11 protein-coding genes and 1 tRNA gene are annotated in these 13,745 nt (G+C 68.6%); 6 read left to right on the top strand and 6 right to left on the bottom strand.

What is annotated here, in order from left to right; all coding sequences use genetic code 11:
• Positions 1–64 precede the first annotated feature (64 nt).
• Complete coding sequence (locus HDC95_RS10185; RefSeq protein WP_259063343.1) at positions 65–1,678, top strand: SPFH domain-containing protein; 1,614 nt, start codon at positions 65–67, stop codon at positions 1,676–1,678.
• A 155-nt stretch (positions 1,679–1,833) separates the two neighbouring features.
• Here the strand turns inward: HDC95_RS10185 and HDC95_RS10190 are convergent, their stop codons facing one another.
• Genes HDC95_RS10190 through HDC95_RS10200 form a run of 3 tightly spaced genes read right to left on the bottom strand, consistent with a single transcriptional unit; the run spans position 1,834 to position 3,976 of the window.
• A complete protein-coding gene (locus HDC95_RS10190; protein ID WP_259063344.1) occupies positions 1,834–2,568 on the bottom strand; it encodes an ABC transporter permease in 735 nt (244 codons plus the stop codon).
• Entirely contained in the window at positions 2,565–3,329 is a 765-nt protein-coding gene (locus HDC95_RS10195) for an ABC transporter ATP-binding protein (RefSeq protein WP_259063345.1), read from the bottom strand. The genes HDC95_RS10190 and HDC95_RS10195 overlap by 4 nt, the downstream gene beginning before the upstream one ends.
• A 59-nt stretch (positions 3,330–3,388) precedes the next feature.
• Positions 3,389–3,976, bottom strand: coding sequence for a TetR family transcriptional regulator (locus tag HDC95_RS10200; protein ID WP_259063346.1), 588 nt, complete (start codon positions 3,974–3,976; stop codon positions 3,389–3,391).
• A gap of 51 nt (positions 3,977–4,027) precedes the next feature.
• Between HDC95_RS10200 and hrpB the strand changes: the two genes are divergently transcribed.
• On the top strand, positions 4,028–6,586 hold the full coding sequence (gene hrpB, locus HDC95_RS10205) for an ATP-dependent helicase HrpB (protein ID WP_259063347.1): 2,559 nt from the start codon (positions 4,028–4,030) through the stop codon (positions 6,584–6,586).
• Between the two features lie 4 nt (positions 6,587–6,590).
• Here the strand turns inward: hrpB and HDC95_RS10210 are convergent, their stop codons facing one another.
• Positions 6,591–8,078, bottom strand: coding sequence for an L-serine ammonia-lyase, iron-sulfur-dependent, subunit alpha (locus tag HDC95_RS10210; protein ID WP_259063348.1), 1,488 nt, complete (start codon positions 8,076–8,078; stop codon positions 6,591–6,593).
• A gap of 57 nt (positions 8,079–8,135) precedes the next feature.
• On the opposite strand from HDC95_RS10210, the gene HDC95_RS10215 reads away from it, so the two are divergent.
• The 3 genes from HDC95_RS10215 (at position 8,136) to HDC95_RS10225 (ending at position 12,080) form a co-directional block, all read left to right on the top strand.
• Complete coding sequence (locus HDC95_RS10215; RefSeq protein ID WP_259063349.1) at positions 8,136–8,885, top strand: GntR family transcriptional regulator; 750 nt, start codon at positions 8,136–8,138, stop codon at positions 8,883–8,885.
• A 153-nt stretch (positions 8,886–9,038) separates the two neighbouring features.
• Positions 9,039–11,249: a DUF4073 domain-containing protein gene (locus tag HDC95_RS10220; RefSeq protein ID WP_259063350.1), complete on the top strand. Its 2,211-nt coding sequence runs from the start codon at positions 9,039–9,041 to the stop codon at positions 11,247–11,249.
• 63 nt (positions 11,250–11,312) lie between these two features.
• Positions 11,313–12,080: an HAD family phosphatase gene (locus HDC95_RS10225; RefSeq protein ID WP_259063351.1), complete on the top strand. Its 768-nt coding sequence runs from the start codon at positions 11,313–11,315 to the stop codon at positions 12,078–12,080.
• On the opposite strand, the gene HDC95_RS10230 is transcribed toward HDC95_RS10225, so the two are convergent.
• Positions 12,046–12,118: transfer RNA gene (locus tag HDC95_RS10230), tRNA-Arg, on the bottom strand. The two genes, HDC95_RS10225 and HDC95_RS10230, sit on opposite strands and share 35 nt — an antisense overlap.
• 75 nt (positions 12,119–12,193) lie before the next feature.
• A complete protein-coding gene (locus tag HDC95_RS10235; protein ID WP_259063352.1) occupies positions 12,194–12,754 on the bottom strand; it encodes an asparagine synthase in 561 nt (186 codons plus the stop codon).
• A 130-nt stretch (positions 12,755–12,884) separates the two neighbouring features.
• On the opposite strand from HDC95_RS10235, the gene HDC95_RS10240 reads away from it, so the two are divergent.
• Positions 12,885–13,736 (top strand): SDR family oxidoreductase, encoded by an 852-nt coding sequence (locus HDC95_RS10240; protein WP_259063353.1) that lies wholly within the window; start codon positions 12,885–12,887, stop codon positions 13,734–13,736.
• Positions 13,737–13,745: the final 9 nt, after the last annotated feature.

Here is a 13,745-nt window from a genome sequence, read left to right on the forward strand (position 1 = left end):
GCCGATCTCTGGCATAGTCGGTTGCGTGCAGCTTCCGCGAGCGCGGAGGCAAGGAGGGTACTTCATGGAGATCGCCGGAATCGCCGGAATTCTGATTCTCGTCGGCATCGGCGTCGTCGTCCTGATCGTGGTCGGCTTGATCGTGCTGCTGTTCGCCCGCAGCTGGATCAAGGTCGCCCGCGCGGATGAGGCGCTCGTCATCTCGGGCCGAAAGCAGAAGGTGCAGCGCGCCATCCTGGCCGCCGACGGCACGAGCAGCTCAGAGAGCGTCGACTCGCCCGTCACGGTGATCGTGAACGGCAAGTCGCTCGTCAATCCGATCACACAGCGTCACGAGATCATCTCGCTGCGCTCGCGTCAGGTCTCGCTGAACGCCGAGGCGCAGTCGCTCGACAGTGTCACGCTGAACGTCGACGGCGTCGCGATCGTGAAGATCGGCTCCGACCCGCTCTACGTGCGCCGTGCCGCTGAGCGCTTCGCCTCGCAGGATGCCGCGATCGAGCAGTTCACCACCGAGCAGCTCGAGGGCGCGCTCCGCGGAATCGTCGCGACCCTCTCGGTCGTCGAGCTCATGCGCGAACGGAAGAAGTTCTCCGACCAGATCGCCGCCGACGTCTCGCAGGAGCTCGCCGAACAGGGCCTGATCCTCGATTCCTTCCAGATCAAGGGCATCACCGACAAGGTCGGCTACATCCAGTCGCTCGGCGCCCCCGAGATCCACGCCAAGCGTCAGTCTGCCGAGATCTCGCAGACCAATGCCGACCGCGCGATCAACCAGAAGAACATCGCCAACCAGGAAGCCAACCTGATTGAGCAGACCGCTCTCGACACGAACACCGCCAACTCGAGCGCCGGCATCGGACGCGCGCGCGCCGAGGCGGAGCAGGCAGAACACCTCGCCAGGGCGCAGGCCGAGCAGGCCGTGCTGCAGCAGCAGGCCGAGAACCGCCAGGCGCAGCTGGATGCCGACGTCAAGCGAGTGGCCGATGCCCAGCGCTACGAAGCTGAGACGCGCGCCCAGGCCGAGCTCTACACCCGCGAACGTGCCGCAGAGGCCGGCGCGATCGAGCAGGTCAAGCAGGCGGAGGCCAGCACCCGCATCGCCGAGCAGCAGGCCGAGGCGGACAAGGCCCGCGCGGCCGGTGAGGCCAACGCCACCGAGGCCAAGGCCACCGGTGAGGCCAACGCCCTCCGCGCTCTCGCCGAGGCCGAGTCCGAAGCCCGCCGCCTGCGTGCCAACGCCGAGGCGGACGCCATCCGCGCCGAGGGTGAAGCCCGCGCCGCCGCACTCGAGGCAGAGGCGAAGGCCATCGCATCCAACCAGGAGGCGTTCCTCTCGCAGCGACTCCTCGATGTGCTGCCGACGATCATGGCGGAATTCTCGAAGGGCTACGCCACTATCGGAAACGTGTCGATCATCGGCAGCTCCGGCGAGGACGGCGCCTCGGGCGTCGTCGGCGCCGACAGCGCGAAGGCACTGAAGTCGGTGTTCGACAGCGTGAGTTCCGCCACCGGCCTCGATCTCGCCGCGATCATCCAGGGCCAGGCCGTCGGCCGCGGTATCGGAGAGAGCATCGCGAACGCCCAGGCACCGGCTGAAGCCCCCGCCACACGCGCGCGGGCGAAGGCGGCCGAGTCAGCTGCCGCTCCCCCGCCCCCGCCCGCGTCGGCCGAGTAGCCAGACCACGAAGAGCGGATGCCGCGTGCCACATCGGCCGCGGCATCCGCTCTTTCGGTTCACAACTCCGCACAGATCGTCAGCAGAGCGCCAATAGCACGATGCCCGGCGCGATTCCGCCACGTTCTTGAGGAGATGTGAACGCGACGGCGCGACTACGGTGTCCGCCGGCGCAGCGTCAGCGAAGCCAGCACCAGCGCGCCGAGCATGAATGCGACCACGATCAGCAGCGGTCCGAACACGTCCCATCCTTCGTTCCCGGCGGAGACGGCGTTGATCGTGTCGATCGCGTAGCTGAGCGGCAGCCAGTCCGAGATCGCGTGCAGCACGTCGGGCATCTGTTCGCGTGGCATGAAGAGCCCGCCGAGGATGATCTGCGGGAACACGAGCAGCGGCATGAACTGCACCGCCTGGAACTCGGTCTGCGCGAACGCGCTGGCCAGCAGACCGAGCGCGGTTCCGAGCAGCGCATCGACGATGGCGACGAGCCCCAGCTGCCACAGCGGCCCCTCCACCGACAGCCCGCAGACCCACACCGCGAACGAGACGGTGATCACGGCCTGCAGCAGCGCCATCAGCCCGAACGCCACGGCGTATCCGAGGATGAAGTCCGACTTGGCGAGCGGCGTCGTCATCAACCGTTCCAGGGTTCCGGAACGGCGCTCGCGCAGGGTTGTGATCGAGGTGATCAGGAACATCACGATGAACGGGAACAGCGCGAGAATCGGTCCGCCGAACTGATCGAACACGCCTTCCTGATCGCTGAACAACCACGCGAACAGCCCGACCAGCAGGCTCGGCGCGATGAGCATGAGCGCGATCGAACGCGGATCGTGACGCAACTGGTTGAGCACGCGCCCCGCAGTGGCGAAGAGGCGACGACCGTTCATTCTCCCGCCTCCTCTCGGCGTGCTCGGCGTGAGGTCGGATGCTGCTGCTGATCCCGTTCGATGAGGGCGAGGAACGCGGCATCCGGATCCGCTGCTCCGGTGTCGGCGAGCAGTCCGTCCGGTGTCGTGTCGGCGATGATGCGGCCCGCGCGCATGAGCAGCAGGCGGTCGCAGCGCAGCGCCTCATCCATGACGTGACTCGAGACGAGCAGAGTCACACCACGCTCTGCCAGGCCGCGGAACTGCCCCCACAACTCCGCGCGCAGCACCGGGTCGAGGCCCACTGTCGGCTCGTCGAGCACGACGAGCTCTGGCGATCCGACCAGTGCCATCGCCAGCGAGACGCGACTGCCCTCTCCGCCGCTGAGCGATGAGACCAGCTGATCGGCCTGCGCTGTGAGCCCGACATCGTCGATCACCCGGTCGACAACATCACGCGGTGCACCGAGAAGTGTGGCGACATAGCGCAGATTCTGTCGGATGGTCAGGTCGTCGTACGCCGATGCATCCTGCGTGCCATAGGCGACACGGTGACGCAGCACGCGCGAGCCCGCCGGTTCGCCGAGGACCGTGACGGTGCCGGACTCGACACGCTGCACTCCGACGATCGAGCGCATCAGCGTTGTCTTGCCACAGCCCGACGGACCGAGGAGGCCGGTGATCTGTCCGCGGGGGATCGACACGTCGACGCCTTCGAAGACCTGCACCTTCCCTCGTCGCACATGCAGCCCGGCCACCTCCACGCTCGAGTTATTCACCATGTGATGAATTGTGTGCTTCGGATGCAGTGGCGTCAAGCCCCGTCCCCGATCAACAGGGATCAGTCGAACAGGTACCTCTGCACCGTGGGGCCGATCCGCGCCACGAGTTCATCGACCTCGGCGTCCGCGATCGGCGCCAGCTTCAGCACGTAACGCGCCATCAGAAGACCCGCGATCTGCGACGCTGCGAGCGTCGAACGCAGCGCCGCGTCCTCGGTATCAAGGGCGCGTGCGATGCGTCCGAGCAGTTCGCGCGACAGGAACCCCGCCAGCACAGGAGTCGTGAGCTTACTGCCGATCGCCGCGCGCATCAGCGCGACGCCTCGGCGGCGCACCTCGGGCTGCTCGAACGCCTCCAGAACGAAGCGCACCACACGCTCGCCGACCTCGTCACGGGGCCCGGCCAGAATCTCCGGAATCGCGACGTCCGGCCGGATCGGCATGCCCATGGCCGCGGCGAACAGATCGGCCTTGGTGCCGAAGTAGTGGTGCACGAGCGCGCCGTCGACCCCGGCCCTGGTCGCGATCGCCCGGATCGTCGACCCGTCGTAGCCGTGCTCGCCGAATTCGTCGACCGCCGCGGAGATGATCCGTTCGCGGGATCCCGTCTCTCCGCGCGGACGCCCGCGTCGCCTCACCGTCGCCATGTCGCTCAGCCTACGCGCCGATGCATACGCCGAACGCGAGAGACTGGAGGGGTGACCAGTGCGCCGTTCGACCTGTCGAGGATCGGTCGCGGGCTCGCGTTCGCATCTGCCGTCGATGATCTGCGTACGGCACTCGACCGCAGCACCTCCGTCGTCGTCAGCTCTCCACCAGGCACGGGCAAGACCACGCTCGTCCCGCCGATCATCGCCTGCCGTGTTTCCGGCCGCGTGATCGTGACGCAGCCGCGCCGAGTCGCGGCCCGCGCCGCCGCCCGACGACTCGCACAGCTCGACGGATCGCCCCTCGGCTCCCGCGTCGGCTTCACCGTCCGCGGCGAGCGCCAGGTGGAGCGCTCCGCACTGATCGAATTCGTCACCGCCGGAGTGCTGCTGCGCCGACTGCTCGACGATCCCGGCCTCGAGAGGATCGGCGCGGTCATAATCGACGAGGTTCACGAACGCGCTCTGGAGACGGATCTGCTCATCGGCCTGCTCGGTGAGGTGCGCGAGCTGCGCGATGACCTCGTCGTTGTCGCCATGTCTGCGACGCTCGATGCCGATCGGTTCGCGACCGTCCTCGGCACGGATGCCGTCCCCACCCCGATCGTGACGCAGACGGTTCCCGCGCACCCGCTCGATGTGCGCTGGGCGCCGAGTCCTTCTCCTCGGCTGGACGAGCGAGGCGTGACCTGGGCCTTCCTCGACCATGTCGCAAGCACAGCAGTCGAGGCTCATCGCGGCCTGGCACGCACCGATCCGAGCGCCGACGCTCTCGTCTTCGCGCCTGGTGCGCGCGAGGTCTCCGAGATCGCAAGACGCATCCGCGGCCTTACCGACGATGCCGACGTCCGCGAACTGCACGGCCAGATCCCCGCCGCAGAGCAGGATGCCGTGATCGGCGGGCGCAGTCCGAATCAGCGGGCGCGCATCATCGTCACGACTTCTCTCGCCGAGTCGTCGCTGACCGTCCCCGGCGTCCGACTCGTCATCGACACCTGCCTGTCGCGTGCACCACAGCGCGATGCGGCGCGGGGCATGAGCGGTCTGGTCACCGGTCCGACCTCTCGCGCCTCTGCCGTCCAGCGCGCAGGGCGTGCCACCCGCGAAGGACCGGGCGTGGTGGTCCGGTGCGTCGACGAACGCACCTTCGCCGCAGCGCCTGCGCGTCCCGCCCCTGAGATCATGACGACCGATCTCACCGACGCCGCCCTGCTGCTCGCGTGCTGGGGAGCACCAGGCGGAACGGGTCTTCGGCTGGTCGATCCCCTTCCCGCCGACAGCCTGAACGACGCGGTCGGCGTGCTGCACGGGCTCGGGGCGATCGATGCCGGTGGGCGGGCGACCGATGAAGGGCGACAGCTCGCCCGAATCCCTACTGATCCTCGCCTCGCCCGCGCGCTTCGCGACGGAGGCACGCTGGTCGGGGCGCGTGCGGCTGCTGAGGTCGTCGCTCTGATCGGCGGAGAACTCCGTGTGACAGACGGAGACGTCGCGACCACCCTCGCCACGCTGCGAAATGGACGAAGCCCGGACGCCCGCCGATGGGAGCAGGAGGTGCGCCGTCTCGAGCGATTCACTTCCGCGACAGCCGCGGACCGCGGCGGCCCCGATCAGACCGGACTCCTCATCGCACTCGCCTTCCCCGAGCGGATCGCCCGTCGCGTCGACCGATCGGCGAACGGTGCGAGCTTCCTCCTCGCCTCTGGCACCCGCGCCGGGATCACCGGTCCGCTCTCAGGCGCCGAATGGCTGGCGGTGGCAGATGTCACTCGCGCTCAGGGCCGAGCGGCAGCGAGAACCGGTGCGGTCATCCGCTCGGCCGCCGTCATCTCGGAGAGTCAGGCCGAGCAGGCGGCGACGCACCTGGTCACCGACCGTGTCGAAGCGCAGTTCGCGGACGGGCGCGTCGTCGCCCGCCGTGAACGGCGGATCGGCGCGATCGTCCGGTCGTCCGTCCCCGTGCGCGTGCAGGCCGACGACGGCGGACGGGACGCCATCCGTCGCGCTCTCGAGGACCAAGGGCTCGGGGTGTTCACCTGGTCGGAGACGGCAGATGGCCTGCGGCGCCGCCTCGCCCTGCTGCACCGCGAGATCGGGTCTCCGTGGCCGGATGTCTCGGATGCCGCGCTCCTCGTCGCCCTCGACTCCTGGCTCGGTCCGGAGCTGTCAGCACTCGCCACCGGCACTCCGGCCGCGCGCATCGACCTGACCTCGGCTCTCCGGCGACTGCTGCCATGGCCGGCGGCAGCAGACCTCGATGCCCTGGTCCCCGAACGACTCGAGGTACCCAGCGGATCACGGATCCGCCTCACGTATCCGCCTGTCGATGATCCCTCAGCGCGCCCCGTCGTCGCCGTGAAGCTGCAGGAGTGCTTCGGCTGGGCGGAGACCCCGCGTCTGGTCGGAGGGCGAGTGCCAGTGCTGTTCCACCTGCTCTCCCCGGGCGGGCGCCCCGTCGCGGTGACCGACGATCTCGCATCGTTCTGGGCCGGCCCCTACTCACAGGTGCGCGCCGAGATGCGCGGCCGGTACCCGAAGCATCCGTGGCCCGAGGACCCCTGGTCCGCCGCGCCCACGCGTCACACGAAGCGTCGCGCCGCGGGGAAATAGGCCGTCAGCACTCGATGACGTTGACCGCGAGGCCGCCCTCGCTGGTCTCCTTGTACTTCGTCGACATGTCGGCGCCGGTCTGCCGCATGGTCTCGACGACGGCATCCAGCGACACATAGTGCTGTCCGTCTCCGCGCAGCGCGAGTCGTGCGGCGGTGACCGCGGTGGATGCCGCGATCGCGTTCCGCTCGATACAGGGAATCTGCACGAGACCGCCGATCGGATCGCACGTGAGACCGAGGTGGTGCTCCATGGCGATCTCGGCGGCGTTCTCGATCTGCCGATTGGTGCCGCCCATCACCGCGGTGAGGCCACCAGCCGCCATCGCACAGGCGGAACCGACTTCCGCCTGGCATCCACCCTCGGCGCCGGAGATCGACGCGTTCGCCTTGAACAGAGATCCGAGGGCAGTCGCGGTGAGCAGGAAACGGCGGATGCCGCGGCGGCGGTTCGCCTCGGCGCGGACGTCGTCGCCAGCAACCGCGATGCTCGTCGGCTCGCCACCGAACCCGAGCAGAGCACTGCCGACCAGCTCGCCGTAGGGCGTGACGGCATTGCCTGAGCCCAGGCCGGAATCGGCGAGGAACCGCCACCAGTACATCGCGACGGCGGGGAGGATGCCGGCGGCGCCGTTGGTCGGCGCGGTGACGACCCGTCCACCGGCGGCGTTCTCCTCGTTGACCGCGAGCGCGAACGCACCGAGCCATTCCCCGGGGATCTCCCGTCCGCCCTCGGCTTCGACGCTCTCCAGCTGCGCACGGATGACGCCGGCACGTCGCTTGACCCTGAGCATGCCGGGCAGCACGCCGTCCGCGTGCAACCCGGCGTCCACGCATTCGGCCATCGCATCCCAGATGGCGTCGAGTCCGGCCGCCACCTCGTCCTCCGAGCGCAGCGCCAGCTCGTTGTGGCGCGCGACATCGGCGATCGAAAGCCCGTGCTCGTCGCACAGCGCGAGGAGGGAGGCGGCGTCGGAGTAGCCGAACGGAAGGGCTGCGGCGCTGATCTGCGCGTCCTCCCCTTCGCGGCGGATGAATCCTCCGCCGACCGAGTAGTACGTCTCCTCGGCGAGCGCCTGACCTTCGGGATCGAGGGCGGTGAGCGTCATGGCATTCGGATGCCCCGGCAGCCGTGTACGCGGGGCGAACTGGATGTCGTCCTTCTCGAACGGGACCCCATGCGTCCCGTCGACGAACAGGGCTTCGCCTGCAGAGAAGTCGGTCCACGCCGAACGCACTGCGGCCGGATCACAGGTCTCGGGGGCGAGCCCACGCAGGCCCGCGACGACGGCATCCGGCGTGCCATGCCCGATCCCGGTCGCTCCGAGCGAGCCGTAGAGCGTGCAGGTGACCCGTGCCACGTCGCCGATCACGCCTCCGGCGCTCAACCGATGGGCGAAGTCCAGCGCCGCACGCATCGGACCGACGGTGTGCGAGCTCGACGGCCCCACTCCGATGGAGAAGAAGTCGAAAGCCGAGACGTACGCAGTCACTTGACCAGGCTACGCCGCGCGAGCCGACCCGCGCCGCGTTTGCGCCAGACTGATGGCGTGACCACCGACGCGCCGCTCTATCGCCACGTCGCCGATCGTCTTGCACGGCGCATCGCCGACGGGGAGTTTCCCGTCGGGGCCCTGCTGCCAGGCGAACAGGCCCTGGCCTCTGAACATCGTGTCGCGCGCGGAACCGTACGCAGTGCTCTGGCTCTACTCGCCAGACGCGGCGTCGTCACCTCGCGGCCCGGTGCCGGCTGGATCGTGCAATCGCGGACGCATACGCAGGGCCTTGCGGCGTTCGGATCGTTCGCCCAGTGGGCGAAGAACCGTGGCCTCACCCCCGGCGGTCACGTCGTCCGAGAGGTGGAGGCGAAAGCGACAGCGGACGAGGCCCGCCTGCTGCAGGTCGCTCAGGATTCGCCCGTGCTGCGGTTCACGCGATTGCGCAGTCTCGACGGTCACGTGGTGATGATAGAGCGGCCCGTCTATCCGGGCTGGTTGGCACACGTGCTTCGCGGACTGCCCGCCGACACTCCTTCGCATGCCGAGGTGCTCGATGCGGCCGGCTACGGCGAGTCATTCGGATCGCACCGGATCGACGCCGTCGCCGCGTCGAGCGAAGACGCGCACCTGCTCGACGTGCGCCGTTCCAGTCCCCTGCTTCGGGTACGGCGACAGGCCTTCGCCCGCGACGGTCGTCCGATCGATCTCACGGAAGACCGCTATCTGCCCGACTCCGTGTCGTTCGAGGCGTCGTCGACCTCGGACGCTCGTCCCGGAGGATGGACGCGCACCCTCTCCTGACCGCGAGGAGTGGACAGCTGTGCACAGTCGTACCCGTTATCCGGGCGCTCGGCTACCCGGTTCGCATCCCGTTGGCGAGGTGTTCATCGAGCGTTCGAGAACGGTGCCGAGACTCGAGGCAGCGTCATCCCGGCGCACACCGAAAGGATCACGATGTCTTCCCTTCACCGCTCTCGACCACGCCTGCGGCGCGCGATCGTCGCCGCCGCGACGGTCGGCCTCATCGCCATCCCGTCCGCCCCCGCGATCGCATCCGACAGCTTCGGCATGACAGGCGCGTCAGCCGTCACCGCTCACGCCGGGTCCACCCTGACCGCAAAGAGTCCTGAACTCCTCGAAGGCGACACCGTCGCGCTCTCATGGACGACCGATGCACCGCACGCCACGAACTGGGTCGGCGTCTACCCGCAGGGCGTCACCCCCGGCTCGACCTCGTCGACCCAGTGGGCGTACACCGCCGCCGCGTCGGGCACGGTCAGCTTCGCCGGACTCCACGCCGGCGTGTGGGAGATCTATCTGCTCGCGCAGGACGGCTATGACGTGCTGTCCGGCCCGGTCACTGTGACGATCGCAGGAGACCCTCAGCAGCCTCAGCCGGGGAACCCGGATGCTGCCGTCGAGATCGACCCGATCGTGACGAGCAACGACACCGACGAGATCATCGCCCGCGAAGCGTTCGACGCCGAGGGCGCCGAGGGATGGGCCGTCAGCTTCGATGAGACGATGACCGACCACGGGTCAGACGACTACCGCGGCTGGCAGTTCACCACACGCGACGAATGGACCGGCGAGGTCGACCAGATGCGCAAGCGCTTCGGCCGCGCGCACGACACGATCGTCGTGGCCGACGCCCAGCAGTTCGCCGATCAGCCGTTCGATTCGACGCTCACCGGTGCCCCCGTGCCCGTCGAGGGTCTCGGCGCAGTGCGCCTGACGTTCGACAGCCACTACCGCGGCGCAGCCGGTCAAGCCGGTACGGTCGGCGTGAGCTTCGACGGCAGTGAGCCGACGGAGATCCTGCGACTCGACTCGGAGTCCGTCTCCGACGACTACGACGCCCGGCAGATGAACTACGCGCAGGATGTCACGGTGGACGTTCCCGCCGGGGCCGAGAACGCCGTGTTCAGCTGGAATCTCTCCGGTGATGCCGACGCCCGCTATTGGGCGATCGACTCGGTCACCGTGCACGAAGCCCTCGCCGCTCCGGCCGGCGACCCCACCCGCGCGTGGGTCATGAGCGACATCCAGGGCCATCCGCACGACCTCCAGCACGCCCTCGGCGACTATGCGGAGCTCCACCCCGGCGCAGATGGCATGTTGATGGTCGGCGACATCGTGAACAGTGGCAGCGAAACCGAGTGGGCCGAGATCTACGACGTGATGGATGCCACGGCCGACATCCGTCCTCGGCAGACCATCGCGTCGATGGGCAATCATGAGCGCTACGCCTCCGGCGGCTTCGACGCCAACCGTGACCGATTCCTCACCTTCGCAGAGCGCGACAAGGTGTGGGACGAGTACGTGCTCGAAGGGCCTTCGGGCGATCTGCCCGTGATCGTGCTCGGCCAGGAGTTCTCGGGGCCGACGGATGTGGCCATGAGCGACGCGCAGGTCGAGTTCCTCGAAGAACGTCTCGCGCACTGGACCGCACTCGACAAGCAGGTCCTCGTGATGACGCACTTCCCCCTCGGCGACACGGTCTCCGCCTCCTGGATCCCCTGGTACCACGGTCACCACCAGATGAACGACCGCCTGACCAGCATCCTGGGCAACTACCCGAACGCGATCGTGTTCTCGGGTCACACGCACTACCCCGCTGAGCTCGGCGACTGGGCCGTGCAGCGCCGTACGACAGGCGGCCACCCGGACGGATTCTGGGCCGTGAACACGGTCGCGATGCACGTCGAGTGGGATGCGCGCGGCGAGAACACCGACGGGATCAATGAGATCACTACGCGCGACATCAACCAGGGTCTGACTCTCGATGCGTACGAGGACAGGGTCGTGGTGAAGGCCTATGACTTCGCCGGTGACACCTGGCTGCGCGAGGTCGTGATCCCGAACCCGCTCGTCGCGAGTGCGACAGTGGAGGGGATCGTCGCCGGCACTCCGCAGATCGTGTCGACGCACCACCTCGGCATCAAGCCGGGCGCGAAGCTCACGGTCGAAGAGGGAGAGTGGACCGAGGGCACCGAGTTCTCCTACCAGTGGTTGGCCGACGGCGAGCCGATCAAGGGCGCCAGTGCCGAGCGCTTCCACCTGACCGGCGCATGGAAGGGCCACGACATCACCGTGCGGGTGACGGGTAGCGTCGAGGGGCTCGCCCCGGCGAGCGTCGACTCCGAACCGATCCGCATCGATTGATACCTTCGCTGTGCCCCGCCCTCCTCGAGGGCGGGGCACAGCTGTACCGCCTGAGGAGACCGAATGCTTGACCCGCACGCATCTGCACGTCGCCTGCCCGCCGCAGTCCTGTGGGACATGGACGGCACGATCGTCGACACGGAAGGGCACTGGATCGCTGCGGCACAGGGGATGCTGGCGGAGGCCGGGGCGACGCCATCGGTGGGCGGCCTCGACAGCCTGGTCGGGATCGCCCTGCCCGACGGGGCGCGGGTGATTCACGAACTCGGAGGAACGGGCTCCCCTGACGCACTCCTCGAGCGTTGGATCGAGCTGGCGACGGCGCACACACGGTCGGAGGGAATCACATGGCGTCCGGGCGCACGGAGCCTGCTGCGCACGCTCAGCGCCGCACGGGTGCCGCTTGCGCTGGTCACGATGTCATACCGCGACTATGCGGACGAGATCCTCGCGGCGCTGCCGCCGGGAACGTTCGACGTCACGGTCACCGGCGACGAGGTCGCACGGGGCAAGCCGTCTCCCGACGCCTACCTGCGCGCCGCGGAGCTGCTCGGCGTGGATCCGGCCGAGTGCATCGCGGTCGAGGATTCCCCAGTCGGCCTCGCTGCCGCCAGAGCCGCCGGCGCAGTCGCGATCGGCGTACCGCACGACGTGCCGCTCGCCGATGGGATCGCCGATGCGATCTGGCCGACGCTGCGCGGGCGGGGGCTGCTGGACTTCCGTCTTCCGCTTTGCAGAGAAGCGGCCGGGAACGACGAATCCCCCACCGCTTTCGCGACGGGGGATTCACACAATGTGCGCCCGAAGGGACTCGAACCCCTAACCTTCTGATCCGTAGTCAGATGCTCTATCCATTGAGCTACGGGCGCATATCTCGGCCCACATCTCTCGAAGTGGGCCTCAGCAAGAATACATGACGAAGCACCCCAACGCGAAACCGGGCGTCATGCCTCCTGCTCGCGCTTGCGCCGCGCTCGCCGCTCGGATGAGAGCGCCTGCAGATCGACGAGGCGCAGCGCCTGCATCCGCGCCTCCCGCATGACCTCGTAGTCGGGATCCTGATCTGGACGCATGCCCTCGACATGGAGCCGGCGATCCAGATTGCCGCGCACATCCGCCCACGCCGCTTTGCGTGCACCTTCGACGAGTGCGCCGAGCTGCTCGGGGTCGTCGGCTATCGCTCTCAGCTTCTCGGCGACGCCCGCCGACTGCTTGGCCCTGCGGCGGAGGTTGCGTACGTCGCGGTCGCGGTAGTCGTGCGTGCTCGCCGGGTCGGAGTGCCGCCCCCGCGCGCGCTTGCGCCACGTGGTCACCCGCTCGGCCGCCTGCTCGGACTCGGCGGCCATCGCCAGCAGCGCCTCACGGGCATCGGACAGGTACCGAGCCGCATCGAACACCCCGCCTTGAGCGATCGTGCCGACGAGGATGCGGTTCTTCACCGTCAGGCGCGCGGCAGCCGTACCGATGGCGACGCCCTCAGCCACAGCATCCGCAGTTCGTCCCACCACAACCTCCTCCCGAAATCGTACCGTCACCCACCGACGCCAGAGGGGGCCAGAATAGAAACCGACAGGTTCTCCCCACCTGCGATGAAGCGAACTGGCATGCACCCGAAGCGTGCCAGGAGGAGGATGCATGAGACGGCTGACCCTTGCTGGGAACACCACTGTGATCACAGGCGCCGCCAGCGGCATGGGTGCGGAACTCGCCCGCGGGCTCGCCGCCTCCGGCGTGCGCCTCGCCCTCCTCGATCACAATGCGCAGGCACTGGCGTCCGTCGCGGCGGATCTGCCTGGCACCACTGACGCAGGCGCTGTGACCACCCACGTCGTCGACCTTCGTGATGACGACGCCGTCGCCTCCACCGCGGCGGACGTGATCGCCGCGCACCCTCGGATCAACGCGCTGATCACCTGCGCCGGCTCGTCGATGCTCGGCAGCCTCGAGCAGCTCACGATGGAGGAGATGCGCTGGCTGGTCGACGTCAATCTCTGGGGCACGGTCTCGATCACGAAGGCGTTGCTGCCTGCTCTGCGCTCCCAGCCGGCGGCGCACATCACACACCTCGCCAGCGTCTACGCGCTCGCTGCTCCCGCAGGGCGCATTCCCTATTCGATGAGCAAGTTCGCCGTACGGGGATTCTCCGAAGCGCTGCGTCATGAGCTGGAAGGCAGCACGGTCACGGTGGGGGCGGTCTACCCGGCGGGCGTGCGCACCGGCATAATCCTGCACGGCCGATATGCCGCCACGATCGATCCTGCCGTAGCGGCACGTGCGGCATCGGCGCAGGCGGCGATGTACCACACCGAGCCGGCGGATGCCGCGGCGCGCATCATCCGGGCGACGGAGCGGCGTCGCATCCGCACGATGGTGGGGCGCGAAGCGCGCCTGATCGATGTGCTGACGCGCGTGGCACCCGGCGGCTACTGGCGCGTGATGCGCGGAACGCTGCGACAGGCGACCGATACGACGACGCCGGTCGCCTGAGGCTGGGAG

Source organism: Microbacterium sp. AK031, assembly GCF_024807145.1.
Classification (GTDB): Bacteria; Actinomycetota; Actinomycetes; order Actinomycetales; family Microbacteriaceae; genus Microbacterium.

Bases quoted from the DNA above. Each gene is read 5' to 3' on its own strand.
- HDC95_RS10200 (WP_259063346.1), bottom strand. From the start codon at position 3,976: ATGGCGACGGTGAGGCGACGCGGGCGTCCGCGCGGAGAGACGGGATCC.
- HDC95_RS10220 (WP_259063350.1), top strand. From the start codon at position 9,039: ATGTCTTCCCTTCACCGCTCTCGACCACGCCTGCGGCGCGCGATCGTC.
- HDC95_RS10195 (WP_259063345.1), bottom strand. From the start codon at position 3,329: ATGGTGAATAACTCGAGCGTGGAGGTGGCCGGGCTGCATGTGCGACGA.
- HDC95_RS10185 (WP_259063343.1), top strand. From the start codon at position 65: ATGGAGATCGCCGGAATCGCCGGAATTCTGATTCTCGTCGGCATCGGC.
- HDC95_RS10225 (WP_259063351.1), top strand. From the start codon at position 11,313: ATGCTTGACCCGCACGCATCTGCACGTCGCCTGCCCGCCGCAGTCCTG.
- HDC95_RS10240 (WP_259063353.1), top strand. From the start codon at position 12,885: ATGAGACGGCTGACCCTTGCTGGGAACACCACTGTGATCACAGGCGCC.
- HDC95_RS10190 (WP_259063344.1), bottom strand. From the start codon at position 2,568: ATGAACGGTCGTCGCCTCTTCGCCACTGCGGGGCGCGTGCTCAACCAG.